Consider the following 23,345-nt stretch of genomic DNA (forward strand, 5'->3'; position numbering starts at 1 on the left):
GCACAGTACATGCACGTGCATTGAGTGCAAGTGCATTTAATGACGGTGCAATAAAGGACGCATTCTCTGCTACCGTGCGATGTCATGGCGGCGAAGAAGGCCGAGCAAGAGCTCGACAAGGCCGAGCAAGAGCTCGGAACGGCAGAGCGAGAGCTCGTGGACCGATGGCGCGGCATCCTCGCGGTGCATGCGCGCACCCTGTGCGAACTCGACTGCGCGCTGCGTGACTTCGGCCTCGGGGCGAGCGACTTCGAGGTGCTCGACGTGCTGTCCGAGGGCGCCGCGGCGGACGGCGACTGCGCCTACCGCGTGCAGGACATCGCGGGCCGGGTGCATCTGAGCCAGAGCGCCCTCTCCCGTCTCATCGGCCGCCTGGAGAAGGACGGCCTGGTGGAGCGCGCGATGTGCAGCGAGGACCGGCGCGGGGTACGGGTCGTACTCACCGACAAGGGGCGCGCACTGCACGCGAAGGTGCGGCCGCTGCAGCGCGCGGTCCTGGAGCGGATGCTGGCGGAACCCAGCTCCAAGTAGCCCGGGGCTTTCGCTCACACGCCCGAGGTCTCGGTCCACAAGGCGCTCAGCGTGGTGTCGCCGGTGACGTGCGGGATCGGCCCGCGGTTCCACAGCGCGAGGTAGAGGTGCTCCGCGGGCCCCGACAGCTCGCACTCGGCCGGACCACCGTCGCCCTCGCCCCGCACTGTGACGGGCGGTTCCTGCGACAGGTGCACGGTCCACACGGCGTCCGCGCCCGCGTCGGTGGCCCGGACGCGCAAGACCCGCGGTTCCTGCGTACGGACCCTGCTGCGCGAGCGCGCGTGAAAGCCGCGGAGCAGCTCGTCGATCCCGTCCGCGGCGAACTCCGTACCGATCGGCGACGGTGCGCCCCCGCGTGCGGACTCGGCGTCCACGCGGTGGATCGTCGTCTCGTGCGCCTGCCGCCGTGCCCAGAACTCGAGCGGGGAGGGTGCGGGCAAGAACGCCCAGCACCGCACGTCGGGCGCGGCGGCACGCAGCGTGGCGACCAGACCGCCGTGCGCCTGCCGGTACCAGTCGACCAGCTCGGCACCGTCCAGATCGGGCGCATCACCCAGGGGCAGCCGGTCATCGTGGCCCTCGGTGACATACGACGCGGCCCAGCGGTGCACCGCCCCCGTGTGCTTCAGCAGGTCCCGCACCGCCCAGTCCGGACAGGTGGCCACCTTGGCCTGAGGCCCGGCCGCTTCGGCGACGCGGGCCAGCAACTTGCCTTCGGCATCGAGAACTTCAAGGTGCTCGGAGATCTTCATGTGCGGGATTGTGCCGGACGGGGTGCGATCGAGCGCCGGCCGACCACCTTGCGGACACCGGCCTCATCGCCCGAGCTGATCCCGGCACAACGCCACGGTGACGGGGTCGGCCACACCGTCCGCCATCCTGCACACCACTTCGCCGTCGTAGGTCTGCCGCGGCCGCGCGGGACGCGGCGTCTCCGGGGCGGGAGGCCGCTCCGGACGCCGCACTGCGGGCCGGGGCGGTGACGGGGCCCGGTGGACGGGAGGCTGCGAAGCCGCAGGCGCCGGACGACTGTGGTCGACGCGGGCGGGCTTCGCGGGGCGGGGCGAATTCGCCCGGGATGGCGTGTCCTTCTTCCTGCCGGCGGGGTCGCCGACCTCGCTCTTCACCAGCGCGTCCCGGGCCGGGGGCTGCACGGCCGGGGAGCGGGACGGGACGGGGGCGGGGGCCTCACCGCCCGCAGCTGTGAGCGGTCGGCGAGGCGGCGGGCGATCCGGATCGACATGCGGTGTCAGGGAGGTACACCCCGCGGTACTCAGCAGGGCGAAGGCTACGAGGATGACGATCCGGCGGCGCACGGGACCCACCCTCTCCCAGGCCACCGGTGGAAGACGGACGGGTGCGAACGGACCACCGGACCGAGTGATCACGGTGTCTGGTGATGACGACGTGGGACGCACATGGCGCCACCTACGCCGACTGCAGCCCGGCGCGCAAATGCTCCACGGGTCCGTCAGTGGCGGGTCGTGTAGCCGATGAGGGCGGCGAGTGCTGCGAGTACGGCGACGCTGGTCAGGGCTATCGGCAGGGTGAACCAGTCGGCCATGAAGCCGATGGCGGGTGGGCCGAGGAGCATGCCGCCGTAGCCGAGGGTGGAGGCGGTGGCGACGCCGTTGGGGCCCGCGTGGGCGCCTGCGCGTTCGACGGCCACGGGGAAGATGTTGGCGAGGCCGAGGCCGGTGATGGCGAAGCCGATGAGGGCCAGCCAGACGGTGGGGGCAAGCGCGCCCAGGAGCATGCCCGCGGCGGCCGTGGTGCCGCCCGCGACCAGGATGGGGGTCTGGCCGAGGCGTTCGAGGAGGGTGGTTCCGCTGAGCCGGCCGATGGTCATGGCGAGGGCGAAGCAGGAGTAGCCGGCGGCGGCGATGCCGGGGTGGGCGGCCAGGTCCTGTTCGAGGTGGAGGGCGCCCCAGTCGGCGAGCGCTCCTTCGCCGAAGGCCGTGCAGAGCGCGATGAGGCCGAAGATGATCACGAGTCCGCGGGTACGGCTGTCCAGGCGGCGCGGGGTGCTGTCCTCGCCGCGGGCCTCGCTCGGCGCTGCCGGAGGTTCGAGGCGCAGCAGGGTGCGTCCCGCTACGGCGGTGACGATCAGGCCGATCACGGTGAGGCCGAGCAGGTGGCGGGTGGGGGAGAGGGAACCCGCGATGAGTCCGCCGAGCCCGGCACCGACCATGCCGCCCAGGCTGAACGCGGCGTGGAAGCTGGGCATGATCGGGCGCCGCAGGGCGGCCACGAGGTCGACGGCGGCGCTGTTCATCGCCACGTTGATGCCGCCGTAAGCGGCGCCGAATATCAGAAGCACGAGCCCCAGCGACAGTGCCGAGTGCGTCAGCGGCGGCAGCGCGATGCTCAGCGGCATCAGGACCCCGCAGGCCACGGTCACCGGATGGCTGCCGAAGCGGCGGCAGAGCCGTCCGGTCAGGGTCATGGTGATGACGGCGCCCGCGGAGACCCCGAGCAGAGCGAGCCCGAGGTCGCTCGCCGATGCGCCGGTCTGTTCCTTGATGGCGGGGATGCGGACGACCCATCCGGCGAAGATGAAGCCGTCGAGCGCGAAGAAGACGGTGAGTGCGACACGGAGCCGGGCCAGGCCCGGGGGAGTGGCCCGCGACGCTGCGGACGTGGTTTTGTTTAGTAGCGGCACAAAGTCAGAGTAGAGGTGCGCCCCCATGGCGTACAAGACAGTTCTCGTGAGGCGGCGGTCACCGATGGGCGGCCGACGTGCTCGGAGGGTGCTCATCGGAGGCGGCAGGCATGGGTGAGCGGAGCGGAGCGCTTCTGCGCGGGCGGGTGGGCATGCGTGAGTGGGAGGTTTTCGTGAGGTGGCTGTGGTGGGCGAAGGGCAGTGGGCCGGTGGTTCACGCGCAGATGACGACTGAACGGCGAGGCGGCGTACGGATCATGGGAGACTCGCCCTCATGAACGGCAAGGCTGCCCCCCGCACCGAGGGGGATCTGTCCACGCGTACGCGCCTGGAGCGAGGGCGCGGCGCGCTCGGTCCCGCTCTTGAGCTCGTCCACACCGGGCGCGCCCCGACCCGTGCCGTGCTCACCGCCGAACTCGGCGTCACCCGGGCCACGGCGGGCGCCGTCGCCGCCGAGCTGGAAGCGCTCGGCCTGATCAGGATCGACGCGAGGCCGAGCGCGCCCGCGGGCTCCCAGGGGCGCCCCTCGCACGGCCTCTCCATCGCGGACGACGGCCCGGTGGCGCTTGCCGCGCAGGTGCACTCCGATGGTTTCCGCGCCGCGCTCGTCGGGCTCGGCGGCCGGATCGTCGCCACCGCGCCCGGCTGCGAGACGATCGACGCCGACCCGGCGCAGGTGCTCGGCTCGGTCATCGACGCGGGAGCGCAACTGCTGCGGGAGACCGGCAGACGGTGCGTCGGGGCGGGCCTCGCGGTGCCATCGGCCGTCGCGGAACCGGAGGGCACCGCGCTCAACCCGCTGCACCTGGCGTGGCCCGCGGGCTCGCAGGTCCGCCAGATCTTCGCCGACTGTGTACGGGACGCGGGCATCGCGGGACCCGCGTTCGCCGCCAATGACGTCAACCTCGCCGCGCTCGCCGAGCACCGGCACGGCGCCGGGCGCGGCGCCCGCGATCTGCTGTGCGTGGCGACCGGGCACCGGGGGGTCGGCGGCGCGCTCGTCCTCGACGGGCGCCTGCACACGGGCAGTTCGGGCCTCGCGCTGGAGGTCGGCCACCTCACCGTCAACCCCGAGGGCCGCCCCTGCCACTGCGGAAGCCGAGGCTGCCTGGACGTCGAGACGGACCCGCTGGCCTTCCTCACCGCGGCGGGCCGCGAGCCGGGCCCCGAGGGACTGTTGCTGCAGGCCCGCGAACTGCTCCGGGACGGGGGCGCCGACCCGGCGGTCCGCGCGGCGGCCGAGGAACTCATCGACCGCCTCGGCCTCGGGCTCGCCGGCCTGGTGAACATCCTCAACCCGGACCGCATCATCCTGGGTGGCCTGCACCGCGCGCTCCTTGAGGCCGACCCCGAGCGGCTGCGCGCCGTCGTCGCGGACCGGAGCCTGTGGGGACGCAGCGGCGGCGTACCGATCCTGGCCTGCACCCTGGACCACAACAGCCTTGTGGGAGCCGCCGAGTTGGCCTGGCAGCCAGTCCTCGACGACCCCCTCGGGGCGCTGGGTTAGACGCGGGCGGCCTCCTTAGAGGAGGGCGTCTCCTTCGCGGAGGGGACCTGGGAATCAACTCCCGTCGCGGCGGGCTTGGTTCGGATATCGCGCAGCCGCTTCAGGTCGGGCAGCAGCGTGACCAGGCCGAGTGCGGCGAGTGCGGCGCCGATCCAGAGCGGCGCCCGCAGACCGAACGTATCGATGGCGGGGCCGCCCACGGACGTCGCGATGATGATGCCGAGGGTGATGAACGAGGAGTGGACCGTGTTCACCAGGGGCCGCGCGTTGCCCGTGCGCTGGACGCGGGTGACCAGGGCCGGGTTCATGGTGACCCCGACGAGGCCGATGCCCATCATCAACACCACTGCGGCCACGCTCAGTTGGGCGAACAGGGCGAACCCGGCGAGAAACGCCAGGTTGAGCAGCAGCCCCGTGAGCAGGACGGGCACGGCGTGCTGGTCGGCGAACCGGCCGACGATGGTGTTGCCGATGACGGTGGCCGCTCCGTACGCGATGAGCAGCAGCGGGACGGTGCCCGTGGAGAATCCGGTGACCTCGGTGAGGATCGGGTTGAGGTAGCTGAAGGCGGAGAACGTGGCGCCGATGATGAAGGTGCTCGTGGTGAGAGTGAGCCAGAGCCTTGGGTTTCGGAAGGCGCCCAGTTCCTGGCGCAGGTCGCCCCCGCCGTCGTCGGCGCGTTCCGTGCGGGGCACCCCGGCGAGGGTGGCGAGCGCGGCGGCCACGGTCAGGCCGGTGATGGCCCAGAACGCGGCGCGCCAGCCCAGGTGTTCACCGATGACGGTGGAGAGCGGAAGGCCCAGGAGCGTGCCCAGCATCAGCCCGTTGAGGGCCACCGCGATGGCCCTGCCCCGGACTTCGGGGCTGGTGAGCTGTGCGCACATGGAGATGGATACGCCGAAGAAGGCCTGCGACGCGATGCCAGTGATGACGCGGGCCACCAGCATGGTGCGGTAATCCGGGGCCAGGGCGGCGAGGACGTTGCCCGCGAGGAAGACCCCGAACAGGACCAGCAGGGCGGACTTCTGACGCATCTTCAACAGCGCGATCGTGAGAAAGGGCCCGCCGAAGGCCATCGCTGCGGCGAACGCGGTGATCAGATAACCGATCTCCGGAATCGTGGCGTCGAGTCCGTCGGCCATCTGCGGCATCAAACCGGCGACCACGAACTCACTGGTCACCATGGCGAAGATGCCGAGGGCCAGCAGATAGACGGCGCGGGGCATGGGGGCTCCAGTTGGTGGGTTGGGTAGGCGTGGGTTGTGTATGGGTGGGTTATGTACTGATCAGTGCAAAACTCGGGCATGCGGGAGCGAGGGTCGGGCGTGGTCGAGCGAGGTCGGGTGGTGCCGCACAGGCCGGTGAGTCAGTGCGTCAGTGCGTCAGTGCGTCACTGCGTCAGCGCATCCAAGGCGGTATCGGCGATGGCCGTCAGGGCCGCGCGATCGGCGCCGCCCTGCGCGGCGATCCGCATGCCTCCGATGATGGCGTTCAGGAAGCGGGCCAGGTCGTCCGGGTCCCGCGTGGAGGTGATGTCGCCGCCGCTCTGTCCTGTACGGATGACACCGCCGATGGCGGCCAGCCGCACGGCGAGGTCGCGTGCGAGCATCTCGGCGGTCTCGGGGTCGCGCCCGGCCAGCTCCACCGTCGTATTGACGGTCAGGCAACCGAGGCTGTGCCCGTCCTCCCCGTCCTCGCGGCATTCGAACTCGGAGTCGATGATGCGCGTGAACAGGGCGCGCAGGCGCTCCATCGGGGGGCGCTCCGCGTTCTCCAGGATCTCGACCTGGATGGCCGTCATGGAGTCCATGTAGCGGGCCAGGGCCCGCTGGAACAGTTCGTGTTTGCTGCTGAAGGTGTTGTAGATGCTGCTGCGGCCCAGGCCGGTGGCTTCACACAGATCCTGGGTCGAGGTGGCCTCGTAGCCGTTCGCCCAGAAGGCGTGCATCGCCGCGTCCAGGGCCCGTTCCTCGTCGAAGGTTCTCGGTCGGGCCATGTCGGAGACCGTACAGGTTTTGGAACGCCCAGTGCAATACCGATACCCGTGCGCCGGGCGGGGGTTACTCGGTAGGGGTTACCCCTTAAGCGGCTCTACTGGTAACTTCGATCGGCGGGGCGACAGGGCGAGAAGACGAGCGGATTCCCAACCAGCGGGAGGTCACCAGTGGCATGGCACTTGGCGGAGACATTCGAGACGCCGGACGGTTACGTGAAGTGGGCATCGTTCGGGAAGGGCGCCCCGGTGGTCCTCCTGCACGGTTCGCCGTTCTCGTCCTACATCTGGCGCGAGATCGCCCCCGCCCTGGCCCGTACGCGCAGGGTCTATGTCTGGGACCTGCTCGGCTTCGGGCAGTCGGAGCAGCGGGAGGGGCAGGACGTCGGTCTGGCGGCGCAGGGAAGGATCTTCGCCCGCCTGCTCGCGCACTGGGGGCTGTCCCGCCCCAGCATCGTCGCGCACGATGTGGGCGGTGCGGTGGCGTTGCGGGCGCTGCTTCTCGAGGGTTCGGAGTACGGGGACCTCACGCTGGTGGACGCGGTCGGCGGCGGTCAGTGGGGGACGGGTTACTTCAAGCTCATCCGTGAGAACGCGCACGTCTTCGAGCAACTCCCCGACTACGCCCACGAAGCGCTGGTAGCGAGCCACCTCCGTCACGCCACGCACAGCGGGTACAGGCCGGGCGTGCTGAGCACGTACCTCGACCCGTGGCGCGGCCCGCAAGGCCAGGCGGCCTTCTACCGCCAGTACCGCCAGTTCGCACAGTCCCAGACGGACGAGCTCGAGCCCCTCCTCGGTGGGGTGGCCGTGCCGACCCGCATCATCTGGGGCCGCGAAGACCGTCTGCTGCCTGCGGAGTTCGCCGAATACCTGCGGTCGCGGATCCCGGACGCCGCCCTGACCTGGGTGGAGGGTGCGGGCCACACCATCCAGGAGGACGCACCCGCCCGGCTGCTTTCCCGCTTGGCGGCGGACTTCCCCACCCCGGGCCTCTGAGCACGCCACCGCGGACGCCCTTGCGCCCACGCCACCGCGGACGCCGTTACGGCCACTCCGCTGCGTACGCCCCTACGCCCCTACGCCCCTACGCCCACGCCACCGCGAACGCCCGCGCCGGGTTCTCCCGCAGCATCCGCCCCACCACGTGCTTCCCCACGGCGAGTTCGAGCCGTGGGCGCACCCTGCGCAGCAGATGGGGCAGGCCGGGACCGCCGTTCACCGCGCGGGCCTTGGCCGTCGTCGTGTCGCCGCCCAGGAGCAGTTGGTCCGCGAATCCTGCCTCGGTCAGAGCCTGTACGGCATCCGGCATGCGCCAGTCCGTGGCGTGGTTGGCGCGGGAGGGCCCGTCGAAGGCGAGGTACGCGCCGGCTTCGGCCACCTGGTGATGGATCGCGAGGTCGGGGGAGCGGTTGAGGTGCCCGAGGACCAGGCGCTCCGGCGGGACGTTCAACTCGCCGCACAGCAAGTCGATCACGTCCAGTGCGCCTGTGCCGAGTTCCAGGTGCACGGTGATGGGCGCCCCCGTCGCGTGGTGGGCCTCGGCCGCCGCTTCCATCGTCCAGCGGGCGTGCGCGTCCAGACCGTGGAACCCGCCCGCGACCTTGATCAGCCCGGCCCGCACGCCGGTGTCTGCGATGCCCATGGTGATCTCCCGGACGAAGAGGTCCGCGAGTCCGTCGGTGCGCAGCCGGTCGAGCAACTCCGGTGTGTAGTTGCCCGCTTGGTGAAGCCCCGTTGCCGCGACGATTCCTACGCCCGCGGCCCGGGACAACTCGGGCAGGTCACCGGCGCGGCGCCCCATCCCGTGCGGCGTCCACTGGATCACGCTCTCGCCGCCCACTTCTCGGAAGGCCGCGAGCTCCTGGGCCGCCGCGGCGGGCGAGTCCAGCTCTTGGCCTGGGAGTTGAGGGCTCGTAAGGAAAAGATGGTCATGGGCGTCGCAGGTGCCGAGGTCTGCCGGATCGACATCCCCGAGAACTGTCCGGACTGTCCGGACTATCTGGTCTGTCGGGGCTGAGCGCGCCGCATGCACCCTCCGAACCGGGCTCACCACTGCTGCCCCCTGGGAAGTGCGTGTCGCTCCGGCGCGGACAGGTGCAGCACCTGGAAAACATCCCCCTGGCCCTTGGGCGACGGGTGGTCCCAGACCGAGAATTGCAGGGCCTCCCAGGTTCGCGGGTCGATGGCCGCGGCCGCGTAGATCAACCCGTCCTCGCGCGCCAACTGCCCTATCTCAGAACCGAGTTCGGCGGCGAGATCCCCGACGCGTACGCCCGCGGGGACACGCACACGATGTCGCATCGCCGACTTCGCTGTCGAGGCGGCATCCGAGGCGGGCCCCTCCGTGAACGCCAGGCCCGTCCAGTGCTGCACCTCCGGTCGCCCGAAGTCGTCCACGATGCCCTGGAACCCGGGGCCCCAGAGGAAGGAGTTCATGCCCTCGGGGGTGTTCCAGAGGTAGAACGGTGCGTACTGGTTGACGGGGGAGCCGTCGACGCCTCGTTCGCGGATCAGGTACGCCTTGGCGCCGAGACCCGGGTAGTCGTCCAGGAGATGGCCTTTGGTGGCGACCCTGTCGCGGATGACAGCCATGTCATAGTCGGCGGGTAGCGTGATCTCGTACTGCATCGCGTGCATGGTGGTTCGCTCCTCGGGCTCAGACCGCCGGGTACTCGTCCGCGCCCACATGGGCGTCCCAGTGCGTGGTCGTGCCGTCTTCCGACGCCTCGACAACTGCCAGGTGTGTCATAAAGGTTCGGGGCGCGGCGCCGTGCCAATGCCATTCGTCCGGCTCGATCCAGACGGTGTCGCCCGCGCGGATCGTCTCCGCCTCACCTCCCTTGCGCTGCACCAGGCCCTCACCCTCCAGGACGTGCAGGACCTGGCCGTGCGGATGGCGGTGCCATGCGGTGTGCGCTCCGGGGGCGAAGTGGACGTTGAACAGCCGTAGCCGCGAGGGGGACGGCGGCGCCGCGATCTCATCCAGCCATACGGTGCCGGTGAAGTTCTCGGCGGGCCCCGCCTGACTGTCGGGGCGGTTGCGAGTGATGTGCACTGCTCTTCAAATCCTTTACGGAGAAGGGGTGGTGGCTGCGAACAGGAGCGCGAGAAGGCCGCGCACGCCGGTGTCGAAGGCCGCGGGCGACCCCGAGGCGCGGGCCAGCACATAGCCGCCCTGAACCGTCGCGACGACCGTCGCCGCGACCGCCGGCGCGTCGAGCGTGGCCGCGAACTCGCCCCGCTCCTTGCCCTCTTCGAGAATCCCGGCGACGCGGTCGCGCAGCCAGTCGAGCGTCTCGGTGACGGGCGCGCGCAGTTCATCGCTCGCGATGACGTCCGGGTCCATCGTCAGCCGCCCGACCGGACAGCCGCGCAGCACGTCGCGCTCGCGCAGCAGATACGCCTCGATGCGTTCGTACGCCGATCCTGTGCCGCCGAGCGCACCCTCGGCCACGGCGCGCATCTCGTCCGCCGTACGCCTGATCGCGGCGAGCGCCAGGTCGGGCTTGCCGGTGAAGTGGTGGTACATGCTGCCCTGCCCGGCGCCCGCATGCTGCTGGATCGCCTTGGGGCTCGTGCCGACGTAACCGCGCTCCCACAGCAACTCGCGGGTGGACTCGATCAGACGCTCCGGGGTGCTCATGGAACTCACTGTACATACTAGTAGGTACAGAACGCCAGAGGTGCAGAGTCCAGCCCTCAGAAACGCAGCGCCCCGCCCCCGGAGGTACAGAGCCCCGCCCCCACGTACTCCCCCAGTGGTATGCGCAAAGCCGCTGGCCGTACGACGACTCGGACCCCCTCGGAGCGCGAGTCTCGAGATATCGCACGAGACCCCGCGACCCCGCACAAGTGACACGCTCCCGAGGAGATGGACACCATGAACACCCTGGCTCACTTCGACGGCGGGCCCGGCCCGTGGATCCTGTTCTTCCCGCTCATCTGGGCGGCCGTCGTCATCGGCGGCATCACCCTCCTGCGCCGCACCGTCTGGAAGGGCCGCCGCGCACCGTGGCAACGGGACGGCGCCGAGCGGAACGTACGCATCGACGAGAACTCGCCCATCGCCGTGCTCGGTCGCCGCTTCGCCTCCGGCGAGATCGACGAGGACGAGTACTGGCGGCGTCTCTCCGTCCTGAACGAGGAGTTCGGACGCACCTCCAAGGGTGGTGCGGCATGACCACCGCGACCGGGCGCCGCAGCGGCACCGCCACCGTCGATGCCGCCCGCGTCACCGATGCCGTCAAGATCTACGGCAGCGGCGACACCGCCGTACGGGCCCTTGACGGGGTGAGCGTCGGCTTTCCCGTCGGACGCTTCACCGCGATCATGGGCCCGTCGGGCTCGGGCAAGTCCACCCTGATGCACTGTGCCGCGGGCCTCGACACCCTCACCTCGGGGAGCGCCCACATCGGCGACACCGAACTCGGTGCGCTCGACGACCGCCACCTCACGCTGCTGCGCCGCGACCGTATCGGTTTCGTCTTCCAGGCCTTCAACCTGGTGCCGACGCTGACCGTCGCCGAGAACATCACACTCCCGATGGACCTCGCGGGCAAACGTGGTGACGCAGCGTCAGCTGAATGGACCGACGCCCTCATCGACGTGGTGGGGCTGCGCGACCGGCTCCACCACCGGCCCGCCGAACTCTCCGGCGGACAGCAGCAACGCGTCGCCGTGGCGCGGGCGTTCGCGGGCCGGCCAGATGTCGTCTTCGCCGACGAGCCGACCGGGAACCTCGACTCGCGCTCCGGCGACGAGGTCCTGCGCCTGCTCGGCCGCGCCGTACGACAGATGGGCCGCACCGTCGTCATGGTCACTCACGACCCGGTGGCCGCCGCCCACGCCGACGAGGTCGTCTTCCTGGCCGACGGCCGACTCGTGGACCGGATGGCGGATCCGACCGCCGACAAGGTCCTCGACCGGCTCAAGGCCTTCGATGCCAAGGGGGCACCGCCGTCATGAGTTCCACCTCTGCCATGAGTTCCCTCCGCTCGTCCGCACGCATCAGCTTCTCCTCGCTGCGTGGCCACAAGCGACGTTTCGCCGGTACGTTCCTCGCGGTCATGCTCGGTGTCGCCTTCCTGGCGGGCACGCTCGTCATGGGCGACACCCTGCGCGGCAGCTTCGACACGATGTTCGGCAACGCGACGAGCGGCACCGACGCCGTCGTCCGCAGTGCCGACACCATCACCACACCCGACGACAGCCAGGGCACCCGGCAGCCCGTCAAGACCTCGCTCGTCGAGAGGATCGAGCAGGCCGAGGGCGTCGCCGCCGCCGCGCCCAGCATCCAGGGCGCGGGCCAACTCCTCGGCAAGGACCGCGAACCCATCGGCGGCGAAGGCCCGCCCACCCTCGCCGGCAACTGGATCGACGACAGGGAGCTGAACGCCTATCAACTGGCCGACGGCCGTGCCCCCGCCAAGCCCGGCGAGGTCGTCGTCAACCGTGGCGCCGCCGAATCCGGCGACCTGAAGATCGGCGACACGACCACGCTGCGCACGCCGGACCCCGTCCAGGTGACGATCGTGGGCCTCGCGACCTTCGGCGGCGAGGACGGCATGGCGCAGACCACCTTCACCGGCATGACACAGGCCGACGCCGAGAAGTACCTGACGCCGAAGGCCGGTGAGGCCGCTTCCATCCAGGTGCGGGCCGGGCCCGGCGTGACTCAGCAGGAACTCGTCGACGCGCTGGATCCCGTACTGCCCAACGGAGTTGAGGCCATCACCGGCGAGGCGTCCGCGGCGGAGAACACCGAGAACATCTCCGGCCAGTTCCTGACGCTCTTCACCACCTTCCTGCTGGTCTTCTCCGGGATCGCCCTGCTCGTCGCCACCTTCAGCATCCACAACACCTTCGCGATCGTCGTCGCCCAGCGCACCCGCGAGAACGCCCTGCTGCGCGCGCTCGGCGCCTCGCGCCGCCAGGTCACCGCGGCGACCCTGGTCGAAGCGGGCGTGGTGGCCGTGGTCGCGTCCGTCGCGGGCCTGGCGGGCGGCATCGGGATCGCGGCCGGTCTCCAGGCCCTCTTCCCCGCCATCGGATTCCCCTTCCCCGAGGGCGACTTGGTGATCAGCGGCCTGTCGATGCTGCTGCCGCTCGTCGTCGGCATCGTGGTCTGTCTGGGCTCCGCCCTGCTGCCCGCCGTGCGCGCCGGACGCACCGCGCCCCTGGCCGCGCTGCGCGAGACCGCGGTCGACCACTCCGGGGCCTCGCGGAAGCGCGCCGTCGCGGGCACGCTCATCGCGCTCGCCGCCGTCGGGCTCTCGCTGACCGGCGTCCTCGTCAGCCCGTCCGTGTGGCTGGCGGGGGCCGGGGCGGTCCTCGCGCTCGTCGCGTTCGTGGTGCTCGGCCCCGTCGCTTCCTCACGAGCGGTACGTATTCTCGGCGGGCCCCTGGACCGGCTGCGCGGCGTCACGGGCGGGCTCGCCCGGCGCAATGCCCTGCGCAGCCCCAAGCGGACCGCCGCCACCGCGAGCGCCCTGATGATCGGCGTCGCCGTCGTCTCGCTCTTCACGGTCTTCGGCGCCTCCCTGAAGGCGACCATGGACCAGACGGTGAACCGCTCCTTCGCGGGCGACCTCGCCATCAGCACCCCCGGCTTCGGCGCCGGCGGCAGCGGACTCAGCCCCAAGCTGGCCCCCGCGCTCGCCGAGCGGCCGGAGGTCGCCACCGCGGTCGGGCTGGGCAAGGGCGCCGCGGAGGTCGACGGGGAAGGGCGCGCCCTGACGGTCACCGACCCGGGTCCCTTCGCCAAGTCCTTCGACCTGGGCAGGGTCGACGGGACCCTGGACGGCCTCGGCACCAACGGCATCGCGATCACCCGTGCGGAGGCCGAGAAGCAGGACCTGAAGGTCGGCTCCACGACCGAGCTCGCCTTCGCCGACGGCAAGAAGGCCACCTTCACCGTCCGCGCGCTGTACGGCCGGTCGGAGCTCGCGGGGGACTACGTCATCACCCGCGAGGCCTGGGCGCCGCACCGCATGCAGGACGCCGACAGCCTCGTCTCCGTCAGCTTCAAGGACGGTGTGAGCGCGGCCGACGGCAAGGCCGCGGTCTCCGAGGTGGCCCAGGAGTACGGCAATCCGGATGTGCAGACCCGAGGCGAGTACGCACAGTCCGCGGCGGGCGGCATCGACATGATGCTCACGCTGGTCTACGCCCTGCTCGCGCTCGCGGTCCTGATCGCCCTGCTGGGCATCGCCAACACGCTGACCCTCGCGATCCACGAACGGACCCGTGAGCTCGGCCTGCTGCGTGCCGTCGGACAGACCAGGGCGCAGCTGCGGGCCATGGTCCGCTGGGAGTCGGTGCTCGTCGCCGCCTTCGGCACGGCCGGTGGCCTGGTGCTCGGCGGCTTCCTCGGCTGGGTGCTCGTCAAGGCCTCGGACGGCGCGACGAGCAGTGCCTTCGCGTTCGCGGTGCCACCCGTGCAGCTGGCGGTGGTCGTCCTGGTGGGCCTGACGGCGGGAGCCCTCGCGGGTCTGCGTCCGGCACGGCGGGCCGCACGCCTGGACGTGCTGCGTGCCATCGCCACCGAGTGACGTAGGACGCCCGCTGCGCGGAGCCTGTCACCGCCCGGTCAGCCGACAACGGCCGACCGGGCGGGAGCATGTCCGGGCGCGTGCCCGTCGGCGAGGGACCGCGGTCCGACGCCCAGGTCCGCGAAGGGGCCCGGGGTGGCCGCGCCGTACGCCGCGAATCCGGACGGCACCGCCGCGGCGGTCGTGGGGGCCGGGAGAGTGAACCAGACGACCTTGCCCGTGTCACCGTCGGGGCGCACCCCCCAGCTCTCGCTGACGGCGGCGACCATGGCGAGGCCGCGGCCACAGGTCGCGAACGCCTCGGCGTCGTTGACCTCGGGCAGGCGGGGATCGTGGTCGTGCACGGAGACCGTGAGGCGGTCGAGCAGCAGCTCGATCTCCACGGTGCACGCCTTGTCCGGCTGTGCGTGCCGGTGCACGTTGGTCAGGAGCTCGGTCACACCGAGCGCGGCCTGGTCTATCAACGGATCGAGATGCCAGTAGCGCAACTGCGCCGATACGATTCTGCGTACCTGGCCGATCCGCGACGGCAGGGCCTGAAGCTCTACCGTGCAATACCTGCTTGGCTGGCTGATCACGGCTGCGACTCCCCGAATTGCGGTCCGGAAGAAGACGACGATCGGATCCAGCAGCGGCCGCGGGGTCTGCCGGCTGCTGTTCGCGGCCGGCGGGCTGGTTCGCAGCGTCATCGCCGGTGAACCCAGAGTGATGTGTGACCAGAGTGACTCAGGGGGTGCGGGCGTGCAACTCGCGCCGTCCCGGCCGGGTGAGCGGGGGCTCCTCAGGCGCGTGCTCTGCGGCCTCCGGCCCTGCGGACCGCGTCGATGAACCTGCCCACCGTGGGCGGCCCCGATTTGCCGGGTGCCGGATCGTGGTCGGCGAGGGTGAGCTGATAGCGCGTGCCGTTCAGTTCGGCAAGGGCGCGGTCGTCGGCGGCGAACCACGGCTTGCCGGCCCGCACCGCCTGCACCGGCGCGCTGTCGATCTCCCTGCCGTAACTGGTCAGCAGCTCGAACCTGCCGTCGGTGATACGGATTTGGCCCGCCCGGGTGAGGGAGCGCAGCCGTCGCCCGATCCGCACGCCTGTGGCCGTGAACTCCGGATCCGCCATGACGTTCCGCCCCCTTGAGCTTCGCTGTGTCGTTCCGTACGGGAACGCCTTCCCGTGCGGTGCAGTCTGCACGCATGGCAAGGCGAGCACCAGTGCGTATGAAGACGTGGTCACGGGTGGTCCACGTTCCCTCCCCAGTGTGCCGCGCCGCTGTGCCCACCGGGTGCGCCAGGTGTGCCTTTGAGGTGCTCAAAGGTGTGTTTATGCAGGTGAGAAGCGTGTGGAAGGTGCCTATGATCGAGGTGTCCTGCCCGCTCCGAGCGCGGCCAGGTTGACGCCAAGGAGCTGCCCGGTGAGCACCCCACAGCAGGATCGAGCCGACGAACCGATGACCACGCTCGACGTGGACCGCAGCGATGCGGAGTACCGGTCCTGGCTCAAAGAAGCCGTACGCAAGGTGCAGGCCGATGCCAACCGTTCCGCCGACACGCACCTGTTGCGTTTTCCGCTGCCGGAACATTGGGGCATCGACCTGTATCTCAAGGACGAGTCGACCCACCCGACCGGCAGCCTCAAGCACCGCCTCGCCCGCTCGCTCTTCCTCTACGGCCTGTGCAACGGCTGGATCCGGCCGGGGCGGCCGGTCATCGAGGCCTCCAGTGGCTCGACGGCCGTCTCCGAGGCGTACTTCGCGAAGCTGATCGGGGTGCCGTTCATCGCGGTGATGCCGCGCACGACGAGCGCCGAGAAGTGCCGGCTCATCGAATTCCACGGCGGCCAGTGCCACTTCGTGGACGACTCACGCATGATGTACGCCGAGTCGGCCGCCCTCGCCGTCGAGACCGGCGGGCACTACATGGACCAGTTCACCTACGCGGAACGGGCGACGGACTGGCGGGGCAACAACAACATCGCCGAGTCGATCTACCAGCAGATGAGGCTGGAGCGCTACCCGGAGCCCGCGTGGATCGTCGCCACGGCGGGCACGGGCGGCACGTCGGCGACCATCGCCCGCTACGTCCACTACATGCAGCACGACACCCGGCTCTGTGTCGCCGACCCGGAGAACTCGTGCTTCTTCGACGGCTGGACCCGTCACGACCCGGACGCCACCAGCGACTGCGGCTCCCGCATCGAGGGCATCGGCAGGCCGCGCATGGAGCCGAGCTTCGTGCCCGGCGCGATCGACCGCATGATGAAGGTGCCGGACGCGGCGAGCGTCGCCGCCGTGCGCGCCCTGGAGCAGGCGATCGGCCGCAAGGCGGGCGGCTCGACCGGCACCGGCTTGTGGAGCTCCCTGAAGATCGTCGCCGAGATGGTGGCCGAGGGCCGCACGGGCAGCGTCGTCACGCTCATCTGTGACCCGGGCGACCGCTACCTGGACAAGTACTACTCGGACGCGTGGCTCGCCGAGCAGGGACTGGACATCGCACCGTACGAGGCCGCGATCAAGTCACTGCTCGCGAACGGTACGTGGACCTAGGCGGCCTTCAACTCCCTTACCGAGGTCAGGCGTTGGCCGCGGTGAGCCGCCGGTCGAGGGCGGTGACGGCATCGCGGAAGGCGCGGCCCATGCCCGGCCTGCCGAGCTTCATGGCGATACGGAAGGGGGCCGTGCCGTCCGCGGCGAACGTCCACTGGACGCGGGTGCCGGTCCCGGCCGGGGTGAGCCGCCACTCCTCGAGGAGGGCGCGCAGCCCCGGGGCGTTCGACTCGTCGACGCGGTAGGCGTACCGCTGCGGCGCGTCCGCCGCGACGATCGTCTCCCAGAAGCGTGTGCCGCCCTTGAGCCTGACCTCGCGGCCCTTGCCGCCGTCCGCTCCGTCGGTGGGGCGGCACAGTGTGACCGCCGTGAACCACTCGGGCCAGCCGGCCGTGTCGTCGGCGAGCGCGCGGTACACCGTCTCGGGGGGAGCGCTCACCTTGCGTGCGAAGACCAGACGCAGCGGAGCGGATTCGGCGAACTCGAGCCCCACGGGCCTCAGTCGGCGTGCCATCGAACGCAGCCCCCAAGCGGAATCGGGTCGTTGACCGGGCACCGACACCATAGCTGGCGGGCCGTCAGATGTCTGCGGTGCTCCCGGCGTTCCCCGCCTGCCCGGCGCTCTCGTCCCGCTCGCCCCGCTCATCGGCCCCCGGCTCCTCGCGCTCACCCGTGACCACCAGGCGCCTCAGATGCTCGGAGACCTCCACCCGCGCCTGAGCGGGCAGCCCCGCATCCGTCACGAGCGTGTCGACCTGCTCCAGGGTGGCGAACGAACTCAGGCCCACCGTGCCCCACTTGGTGTGGTCGGCGACCACGATGACCCGCCGCGCCGACTGCACCAGACGCCGGTTGGTCTCCGCCTCCGCGAGGTTCGGTGTGGACAGACCGGCCTCCGCCGATATGCCGTGCACACCGAGGAAGAGCACGTCGAAGTGGAGCGCGCCGATCGCCTGGTCGGCGACCGGGCCGACCAGCGAGTCCGACGGCGTGCGCACACCGCCCGTGAGGACGACGGTGGCCGCGCCCTGACGCTGTCCCGACGTGCGCTGCGCGGAGTGGAAGACATCCGCGACCCGCACCGAGTTCGTCACCACCGTCAGGTCCGGCACGTCCAGAAGATGGTGGGCGAGCGCGTACGTCGTCGTGCCGCCCGAGAGCGCGATCGCCGTGCCCGGCGCCACCAGGGAGGCCGCGGTGCGCGCGATGTCCTCCTTGGCGTTCAGCTCCAGGCCCGACTTGGCCTCGAAGCCCGGCTCGTGCGTGCTCGCCTCGACCACCGGCACGGCGCCGCCGTGCACCTTCTCCAGGACGCCCTGGCGGGCGAGGGCGTCGAGATCGCGACGGATCGTCATGTCCGACACACCCAGCTTGCGGGTCAGTTCATTGACCCGGACCCCGCCCCTGCGGCGAACCTCGTCGAGGATCAAGGCGCGGCGCTGCTCCGCGAGGAGGTTCTGATTCTCACTCACGTCCGTCCCGGCCCTTCTGCCTCGTCACACCCGTCACCCCTGTCCATGGCGCTGCCTCATCCTCGCACGGGCCGCCGACAGGCGGGCCACCGCCCGATTCCGCGCGCTCACCCGGAACGGGGAGATTACGTGAGGGGAGGTGTGGACAGGGCCGGGAGCGGAGATCCTTGTTGCCTGACCACGCGCACGTTCGGGGGAACACGCGCACATCGGGGGAAGTGAACAGTGGCAGCTGAGCACAGAGAAGAGACGGCTCTCGAACTCCTCGTCCACGGAGTGGGGGGCACCACGCCCGAGGAGATGCTGGGCGATCCGAGGACCGTGCGGGTCTCCGGCGACGAGACGGCGGCCGTGTTCCGCCGCACCGAGGACGCCGACGCGGAGAAGCGACCGGACGACTACCGCGGCAAGCCGGTCCCGGAGGCCTACGTCTGGTGCAACCTCACCTCGGGGAACGGCTCGCGGGCCCTGTGGCTCCTGCTGCTGCCGTTCATGGTGGTCAACCTCGCGCACTGGATGCGCCCCACCTCCCGGCGCATGCGCAGGACGGCCCGGGTGTACGGCCTCCTGGTGCGCCTGACCGGACTCAGCCTGACCGTCCTGCTCGTCGCCGCCGCCTGCGAGGTCGCCATCGACCTCACGGCATGGCAGTGCGCCGGCACTCCCGCGTGCTCCGCCGACCGTTCCTGGCTCGGCTTCCTCGCGACCGACGCCTCCGGAGACGGCGGCTGGTGGAGCCGGCCCGGACGCCGCCTCGCGTTCGCCGCCCTGCTGCCCGCCGCACTCACCGGGCTGCTCTGGTACCTCTCCCACCGCACCTGGAGCGCGTACGAGTCGCAGACACCGCTGCCCCACCAGGCCGACCCGGAGGAGGAGGCCGGACGCACCGCGCTCGGCAAGCCCGGCTTCTGGTACGGGCGCCGCCTCGTGGCCCGCCTGCGCGCCGCGCACACGGCCGCCGGATTTCTCACGGTGGCCGCCGCGGTCGGCTCATCGGCCGCGCGCCACGACCGGCGCGCGGGAGGGCCCGCGCTGCTCGACGCCCTCGGCTGGATCCTGGACGTGACGCTCGTCCTGGGAGCGGGCATCGTCGTCCTGGTGGTCTGGCGCAGGGGGCGCAGCGAGAACAAGATCGACCGGCACCTCGACGAGAAGCTGATCCACCGACTCCCCCTTGGCGCGCTCACGCTGCTCGTCCTGACTCTCCTGTACGCCGGGTGGTCACGCCCCGACTGGACCTCCGAGGGCAGGCTGCCGGGCAACGCCACCTTCGGGGCCATCGCCCTCGGCCAAGGGCTCCTCGTCATCGCCCTCGCGGTGGTCGCCCGCCTCCTCTACCGCACGGCACCCGACCCGCGCACCGCCCTCCGCGGCTTCGCGGGCCCCGCCGTCGCGATGCTGGCCTGCGCGCTCGGCGGAGTGATGTCCGGAGGCGGCGCCCAGCGCGTCGCCGACTGGCTCGACGGCGGCGGAGAGCCCGGCTCCGGCGGCACCATCGACGGCCCGCCCGTCCTCCTGACCTGGCAGGCGTCCGTCATCCCGCCCCTCCTGGTGGTCCTTGCCGCGCTCTGCGGCTGGCTCGGCGTCCGCACCTGGCGGCGGGCACGCCGCGACCGCGCGACCATCCCACTCGAATACCCGGGCGAGCCGAAGGACACGGCCCGCAGCCGCCGCATCGCGGGCACGCGCGCGCGTGCCGCCCTCACCGACCGCGCCCCGCTCCTGGTCGGCATCTCATCGGCGGTGACACTCCTGCTCGGCGCGGGGGCGCTCGCCGGCGCCTGGATCAGCGGGGAAGTCCCCAGCGAGGCCGCCCAGGGGCTGCCCCTCTTCTTCGAAGGAGCCGCCGAGACCTCGCAGGCGCTCGGCTCCTGGCTGATCGGCTTCGGCTTCATACTGTTCGTGACGTGGGGCCGCCGCGCCTACCGAGACCCCTCCGCCCGCCGCACCATCGGCATCCTGTGGGACGTCGGCACCTTCTGGCCGCGCGCCGCCCACCCCTTCGCCCCGCCCTGCTACGCCGAGCGTGCCGTCCCCGACCTCACCTGGCGCATGCACACCTGGACCCGCGCGACGCGTGCCACGGGCGGCAGGCTCGTCATCTCCGGGCACTCGCAGGGCAGCGTCCTGGCCGCCGCAGCCGCCTGGCAGCTGTGGCCGTCCGTCCGCAAACGTGTCGCCCTCCTCACCTACGGCTCACCTCTGGAGCGGCTCTACGGACGGTGGTTCCCGGCCCACTTCGGCCCGGCAGCCCTCAGCTCCCTGCACCGCGAGGTCGACTGCTGGCGCAACCTCCACCGCACCACCGACCCCATCGGCGGGCCCGTCCGCGTCCAGCCCGACGGCGAAGGTCCGCAGGTCGACCGCGACGCCCTCAAGGACCCCCTGGCCTACGGCCGCACGGCGGAACACCCGCTGCCCGCACCGATCCTGGGCCACGGCGACTACCAGGCCGATCCCGCCTTCGCCGAGGAACGCGCCCGACTGCTCGCCCGGCTCAAGCCCGCCGTGCCCGCGCCACGCCCGCAGACCGCCGAGGGAACTCCAGGGCCCGCCGCGACGGTCACGGCAGCTCCGGCAGATCCTCCGGATACAGCAGAGTGAGATCGTCCGTGCTCGGCTCCTCGAACTGCGCGACCCGCCCCGCGTGCCGCTCCACCATCGCCTCGAACGTCTGGCGCGCGGTACGGCCGTTGCCGAACGCGGGGCCCTTCGGAAGCGCCGTGAAGTACTTCAGGAGGGCCTCGCCCGTCCCCTTGTCCAGGCGGTACTCGTGCTCATCGGCCTGCTGCTCGACGATCCGCAGCAGCTCCTCGGGGGAGTAGTCACCGAAGGTGATGGTCCGTGAGAAGCGGGACGCCACACCGGGGTTGACCGAAAGGAAGCGCTTCATCTCCGCGGTGTAGCCCGCGACGATCACCACCACCGCCTCGCGGTGGTCCTCCATCAGCTTCACCAGCGTGTCGATGGCCTCGCGGCCGAAGTCACGCCCGGAGTCCTCGGGCGAGAGCGCGTACGCCTCGTCGATGAACAGCACGCCCCCGCGGGCCCGGTCGAACGCCTCCTGGGTGCGGATCGCCGTCGACCCGATGTGCTCGCCCACCAGGTCGACCCGCGACACCTCGACCAGATGCCCGCTCTCCAGGACGCCGAGCGACGCGAGGATCTCGCCGTACAGCCGGGCCACGGTCGTCTTGCCCGTGCCGGGGGAGCCCGTGAACACCAGATGGCGGCGCACGGACGCGGCCTTGAGCCCCGCGAGCCGCCTGCGCCGCCCCACCTCGATCATGTCCGTGAGGGCACGCACCTCGCGCTTGACGCTCTCCAGGCCGACCAGGGTGTCGAGTTCACCCAGCACGTCCTTCGAGGAACGGGACGGCGGCTCGGGGGCCGCGGCCTTCGCGGGTGTCTGGTCCGCGCGCTGACCGGGGATCGCACCGAGCAACCCCACGGTCTGCGTGGCCGTCTGCGGGGCCGCCTCCTGCGCCGTGCCGGCCGCCGTCCGCACCCCGCCGCTCTCGTCGCTGGTGCAGTCCTCGACCAGCGGGCCATCCTCGGCGAACTCGAAGCCGCCGCGCGCGCACCGCTCCGTACGGCACTTCTTCAGCGTCGTACGGCAGCCGTCGATGACGTGGAAGCCGTACCCACCGCTGTCGTTCACCCGGCAGCCGTGCAGGCTGCCGCGGCCGCCCGCGGAGACGTAGAACCCCGCTTCCGCGGGTGAAGTCACCGTGCAGCGCTCGATGGTGGGGTCGGCGCCCTTGGTGACGATGACGCCCGTCTGGACGCCGTCGACCGTGCAGTTGGCCAGATTGCCGCCGCTGCCGTGGTCGCGGAACCACGCGCCGGTGGCGGCATCGCGGATGCGGCAGTCGTCCAGCTGCGCCGTCGCGCCGTCACTCACGGACACCGCCGTGTTGCGCACCTGGGAGAGATCGCTGTCGACGACGTCGGCGCGTGAGCCACGGTCCAGGACGAACAGCGCGTCCGGCACGTCGTGCACCCGGCAGGACTCCAGGACGACCGTCGCGCCGTCACTGACCCACACCGCGGGGTAGTCGCCCGTGCTGTCGTGGATCTCGCACTGATTGGCGTCCACGCGCGTGCCCGGGTCCCAGACCGAGAGGCCGTTGCGCCCGAACTGCCGCACGGTGGAACGCGTCAGGGTCAGGACCGAGCGGGAACGCAGATCGATCGCGTTCTCCGGGATGTCGTGGATACGGCAGTCGGCGAGCGTGAGGACGGCGTCCGTGTCGAGCGTGACGCCGTCGGACGTCGTGCGGTGCACGTCGCAGTCCGTCAGGTGCGCCGCGGCCCGGCCGGTGATCTGCACGCCCGAGCCCTTGACCTCGTACACCTCGCAGCCGATGGCCTCGAGGCCCGAGTGCTCACCGGTCACCGAGAGGCCCGCGCCGGACGCGTGATGCACCCGGCAGCGCTCGAGACGGGGGTGCGCGCCGCCGCGCACCGCGATGCCCGACTGCCCGGCCGATACGACCTCGCACTCCTCGAAGACACCGCCCCCGCCGTCGAGCACGGCAATGCCGATGCCGCCGGGATTGTCGACCGTGCAGCGCCGCACGGTCGGGCGGGCCCCGCCGCGCACTTCGATGCCGGCCGCGGAACGCGTCACCACGCGTACGTCGACGAGTTCGGGCGCCCCGTCCTCGACGAGCAGCGCGGGCGCGGCCGAGTCCTGGCCCTCCACGTGCAGGTCCTGCACCACGGCGGACGACCGGACGGTGAGCGGCACCCCGTCCGAGGGCGCGATGCGGACGGAGCCGGGGGAGCCCTCGGGGCCGCGCAGCGTCACCGCCCGCTGGACGACGAGGTTCTCGCGGTACGTGCCGGGGGCGATGGTGAGGACGTCACCGTCGCTCGCGGCCTCCAAGGCGGCAGCGAGCGATACGTACTCACCCGTGCGGCGCCGCCACCGCGAGGTGCCGGTGTGCGTCACCTGGACCGTGCCCTGTGCCATGGAGTTGCTCTGCCCCCACCTTGTCGTACGCGGGACCTCACGACCTCGCGCAAGGCGCCGAAGAGTTCGGCCGGTCCACCGTAGCGCGCGCGGCGAGGGCGAGTTGACCCGA

At 71.3% G+C, this 23,345-nt stretch carries 21 protein-coding genes; 8 read left to right on the forward strand and 13 right to left on the reverse strand.

Annotated elements, in window-relative coordinates:
- Positions 1-84: 84 nt before the first annotated feature.
- Positions 85-531: a MarR family winged helix-turn-helix transcriptional regulator gene (locus ACIBCK_RS07620; protein ID WP_399387696.1), complete on the forward strand. Its 447-nt coding sequence runs from the start codon at positions 85-87 to the stop codon at positions 529-531.
- A gap of 14 nt (positions 532-545) precedes the next feature.
- Here ACIBCK_RS07620 and ACIBCK_RS07625 read toward each other — a convergent pair whose 3' ends face one another.
- Together ACIBCK_RS07625 and ACIBCK_RS07630 are read right to left on the reverse strand one after the other, a co-directional pair.
- Positions 546-1,286 carry a maleylpyruvate isomerase family mycothiol-dependent enzyme gene (locus tag ACIBCK_RS07625; protein WP_399387698.1) on the reverse strand — a complete coding sequence of 247 codons (741 nt, stop codon included), beginning with the start codon at positions 1,284-1,286 and terminating at the stop codon, positions 546-548.
- A 719-nt stretch (positions 1,287-2,005) separates the two neighbouring features.
- Positions 2,006-3,196 carry an MFS transporter gene (locus tag ACIBCK_RS07630; RefSeq protein ID WP_399387700.1) on the reverse strand — a complete coding sequence of 397 codons (1,191 nt, stop codon included), beginning with the start codon at positions 3,194-3,196 and terminating at the stop codon, positions 2,006-2,008.
- 274 nt (positions 3,197-3,470) lie between these two features.
- Here ACIBCK_RS07630 and ACIBCK_RS07635 point away from each other — a divergent pair, with 274 nt between their 5' ends.
- Positions 3,471-4,703, forward strand: coding sequence for an ROK family protein (locus ACIBCK_RS07635; RefSeq protein WP_399387702.1), 1,233 nt, complete (start codon positions 3,471-3,473; stop codon positions 4,701-4,703).
- Here the strand turns inward: ACIBCK_RS07635 and ACIBCK_RS07640 are convergent.
- Together ACIBCK_RS07640 and ACIBCK_RS07645 are read right to left on the reverse strand one after the other, a co-directional pair.
- Complete coding sequence (locus tag ACIBCK_RS07640) at positions 4,700-5,929, reverse strand: MFS transporter (RefSeq protein ID WP_399387704.1); 1,230 nt, start codon at positions 5,927-5,929, stop codon at positions 4,700-4,702. The genes ACIBCK_RS07635 and ACIBCK_RS07640 overlap by 4 nt on opposite strands.
- Positions 5,930-6,093: 164 nt before the next feature.
- Positions 6,094-6,699, reverse strand: a complete 606-nt coding sequence (locus ACIBCK_RS07645; RefSeq protein WP_399387706.1) for a TetR/AcrR family transcriptional regulator — start codon at positions 6,697-6,699, stop codon at positions 6,094-6,096.
- 168 nt (positions 6,700-6,867) lie between these two features.
- Here ACIBCK_RS07645 and ACIBCK_RS07650 point away from each other — a divergent pair, with 168 nt between their 5' ends.
- Complete coding sequence (locus ACIBCK_RS07650) at positions 6,868-7,695, forward strand: alpha/beta fold hydrolase (RefSeq protein ID WP_399387707.1); 828 nt, start codon at positions 6,868-6,870, stop codon at positions 7,693-7,695.
- Between the two features lie 88 nt (positions 7,696-7,783).
- Here the strand turns inward: ACIBCK_RS07650 and ACIBCK_RS07655 are convergent, their stop codons facing one another.
- From ACIBCK_RS07655 to ACIBCK_RS07670, 4 genes are read right to left on the reverse strand one after another with little or no spacing between them, the layout of a single operon-like run.
- Positions 7,784-8,698 carry a phosphotriesterase gene (locus tag ACIBCK_RS07655; protein WP_399388872.1) on the reverse strand — a complete coding sequence of 305 codons (915 nt, stop codon included), beginning with the start codon at positions 8,696-8,698 and terminating at the stop codon, positions 7,784-7,786.
- Positions 8,699-8,745: 47 nt separating this feature from the next.
- On the reverse strand, positions 8,746-9,336 hold the full coding sequence (locus ACIBCK_RS07660; RefSeq protein ID WP_399387709.1) for a DUF4865 family protein: 591 nt from the start codon (positions 9,334-9,336) through the stop codon (positions 8,746-8,748).
- A 19-nt stretch (positions 9,337-9,355) separates the two neighbouring features.
- Entirely contained in the window at positions 9,356-9,754 is a 399-nt protein-coding gene (locus ACIBCK_RS07665) for a cupin domain-containing protein (protein ID WP_399387711.1), read from the reverse strand.
- A gap of 15 nt (positions 9,755-9,769) precedes the next feature.
- Positions 9,770-10,342 carry a TetR/AcrR family transcriptional regulator gene (locus ACIBCK_RS07670; RefSeq protein ID WP_399387713.1) on the reverse strand — a complete coding sequence of 191 codons (573 nt, stop codon included), beginning with the start codon at positions 10,340-10,342 and terminating at the stop codon, positions 9,770-9,772.
- Between the two features lie 237 nt (positions 10,343-10,579).
- On the opposite strand from ACIBCK_RS07670, the gene ACIBCK_RS07675 reads away from it, so the two are divergent.
- Genes ACIBCK_RS07675 through ACIBCK_RS07685 form a run of 3 tightly spaced genes read left to right on the forward strand, consistent with a single transcriptional unit; the run spans position 10,580 to position 14,249 of the window.
- The gene (locus ACIBCK_RS07675) at positions 10,580-10,879 is read left to right on the forward strand and encodes an SHOCT domain-containing protein (protein WP_399387715.1); all 300 of its coding nucleotides are present in this window, start codon (positions 10,580-10,582) and stop codon (positions 10,877-10,879) included.
- Complete coding sequence (locus ACIBCK_RS07680) at positions 10,876-11,664, forward strand: ABC transporter ATP-binding protein (RefSeq protein WP_399387717.1); 789 nt, start codon at positions 10,876-10,878, stop codon at positions 11,662-11,664. Before ACIBCK_RS07675 ends, ACIBCK_RS07680 begins: the two co-directional genes overlap by 4 nt.
- Before the next feature lie 14 nt (positions 11,665-11,678).
- On the forward strand, positions 11,679-14,249 hold the full coding sequence (locus tag ACIBCK_RS07685; protein WP_399388874.1) for an ABC transporter permease: 2,571 nt from the start codon (positions 11,679-11,681) through the stop codon (positions 14,247-14,249).
- 38 nt (positions 14,250-14,287) lie between these two features.
- On the opposite strand, the gene ACIBCK_RS07690 is transcribed toward ACIBCK_RS07685, so the two are convergent.
- Together ACIBCK_RS07690 and ACIBCK_RS07695 are read right to left on the reverse strand one after the other, a co-directional pair.
- Complete coding sequence (locus ACIBCK_RS07690; protein WP_399387719.1) at positions 14,288-14,827, reverse strand: ATP-binding protein; 540 nt, start codon at positions 14,825-14,827, stop codon at positions 14,288-14,290.
- Between the two features lie 203 nt (positions 14,828-15,030).
- Positions 15,031-15,360 carry a hypothetical protein gene (locus ACIBCK_RS07695; RefSeq protein ID WP_399387721.1) on the reverse strand — a complete coding sequence of 110 codons (330 nt, stop codon included), beginning with the start codon at positions 15,358-15,360 and terminating at the stop codon, positions 15,031-15,033.
- 328 nt (positions 15,361-15,688) lie between these two features.
- Between ACIBCK_RS07695 and ACIBCK_RS07700 the strand changes: the two genes are divergently transcribed.
- On the forward strand, positions 15,689-16,783 hold the full coding sequence (locus tag ACIBCK_RS07700) for a PLP-dependent cysteine synthase family protein (RefSeq protein ID WP_399388876.1): 1,095 nt from the start codon (positions 15,689-15,691) through the stop codon (positions 16,781-16,783).
- 25 nt (positions 16,784-16,808) lie between these two features.
- Here the strand turns inward: ACIBCK_RS07700 and ACIBCK_RS07705 are convergent, their stop codons facing one another.
- Both ACIBCK_RS07705 and ACIBCK_RS07710 read right to left on the reverse strand, forming a co-directional pair.
- The gene (locus ACIBCK_RS07705; RefSeq protein ID WP_399387723.1) at positions 16,809-17,297 is read right to left on the reverse strand and encodes an SRPBCC family protein; all 489 of its coding nucleotides are present in this window, start codon (positions 17,295-17,297) and stop codon (positions 16,809-16,811) included.
- A gap of 64 nt (positions 17,298-17,361) precedes the next feature.
- Positions 17,362-18,255, reverse strand: coding sequence for a DeoR/GlpR family DNA-binding transcription regulator (locus ACIBCK_RS07710; RefSeq protein ID WP_399387725.1), 894 nt, complete (start codon positions 18,253-18,255; stop codon positions 17,362-17,364).
- Between the two features lie 225 nt (positions 18,256-18,480).
- On the opposite strand from ACIBCK_RS07710, the gene ACIBCK_RS07715 reads away from it, so the two are divergent.
- Positions 18,481-20,859: a hypothetical protein gene (locus tag ACIBCK_RS07715; RefSeq protein ID WP_399387727.1), complete on the forward strand. Its 2,379-nt coding sequence runs from the start codon at positions 18,481-18,483 to the stop codon at positions 20,857-20,859.
- On the opposite strand, the gene ACIBCK_RS07720 is transcribed toward ACIBCK_RS07715, so the two are convergent.
- Complete coding sequence (locus ACIBCK_RS07720; protein WP_399387729.1) at positions 20,819-23,233, reverse strand: right-handed parallel beta-helix repeat-containing protein; 2,415 nt, start codon at positions 23,231-23,233, stop codon at positions 20,819-20,821. The two genes, ACIBCK_RS07715 and ACIBCK_RS07720, sit on opposite strands and share 41 nt — an antisense overlap.
- Positions 23,234-23,345 lie beyond the last annotated feature (112 nt).

Source organism: Streptomyces sp. NPDC051218, assembly GCF_044455475.1.
Taxonomy (GTDB): Bacteria; Actinomycetota; Actinomycetes; order Streptomycetales; family Streptomycetaceae; genus Streptomyces.

What these genes read in the sequence shown, in the direction of transcription:
- ACIBCK_RS07670 (WP_399387713.1), bottom strand. Translation starts at nt 10,342, where the DNA reads ATGAGCACCCCGGAGCGTCTGATCGAGTCCACCCGCGAGTTGCTGTGG.
- ACIBCK_RS07695 (WP_399387721.1), bottom strand. Translation starts at nt 15,360, where the DNA reads ATGGCGGATCCGGAGTTCACGGCCACAGGCGTGCGGATCGGGCGACGG.
- ACIBCK_RS07625 (WP_399387698.1), bottom strand. Translation starts at nt 1,286, where the DNA reads ATGAAGATCTCCGAGCACCTTGAAGTTCTCGATGCCGAAGGCAAGTTG.
- ACIBCK_RS07705 (WP_399387723.1), bottom strand. Translation starts at nt 17,297, where the DNA reads ATGGCACGCCGACTGAGGCCCGTGGGGCTCGAGTTCGCCGAATCCGCT.
- ACIBCK_RS07640 (WP_399387704.1), bottom strand. Translation starts at nt 5,929, where the DNA reads ATGCCCCGCGCCGTCTATCTGCTGGCCCTCGGCATCTTCGCCATGGTG.
- ACIBCK_RS07680 (WP_399387717.1), top strand. Translation starts at nt 10,876, where the DNA reads ATGACCACCGCGACCGGGCGCCGCAGCGGCACCGCCACCGTCGATGCC.
- ACIBCK_RS07635 (WP_399387702.1), top strand. Translation starts at nt 3,471, where the DNA reads ATGAACGGCAAGGCTGCCCCCCGCACCGAGGGGGATCTGTCCACGCGT.
- ACIBCK_RS07645 (WP_399387706.1), bottom strand. Translation starts at nt 6,699, where the DNA reads ATGGCCCGACCGAGAACCTTCGACGAGGAACGGGCCCTGGACGCGGCG.
- ACIBCK_RS07685 (WP_399388874.1), top strand. Translation starts at nt 11,679, where the DNA reads ATGAGTTCCCTCCGCTCGTCCGCACGCATCAGCTTCTCCTCGCTGCGT.
- ACIBCK_RS07660 (WP_399387709.1), bottom strand. Translation starts at nt 9,336, where the DNA reads ATGCACGCGATGCAGTACGAGATCACGCTACCCGCCGACTATGACATG.
- ACIBCK_RS07720 (WP_399387729.1), bottom strand. Translation starts at nt 23,233, where the DNA reads ATGGCACAGGGCACGGTCCAGGTGACGCACACCGGCACCTCGCGGTGG.
- ACIBCK_RS07700 (WP_399388876.1), top strand. Translation starts at nt 15,689, where the DNA reads ATGACCACGCTCGACGTGGACCGCAGCGATGCGGAGTACCGGTCCTGG.
- ACIBCK_RS07620 (WP_399387696.1), top strand. Translation starts at nt 85, where the DNA reads ATGGCGGCGAAGAAGGCCGAGCAAGAGCTCGACAAGGCCGAGCAAGAG.
- ACIBCK_RS07675 (WP_399387715.1), top strand. Translation starts at nt 10,580, where the DNA reads ATGAACACCCTGGCTCACTTCGACGGCGGGCCCGGCCCGTGGATCCTG.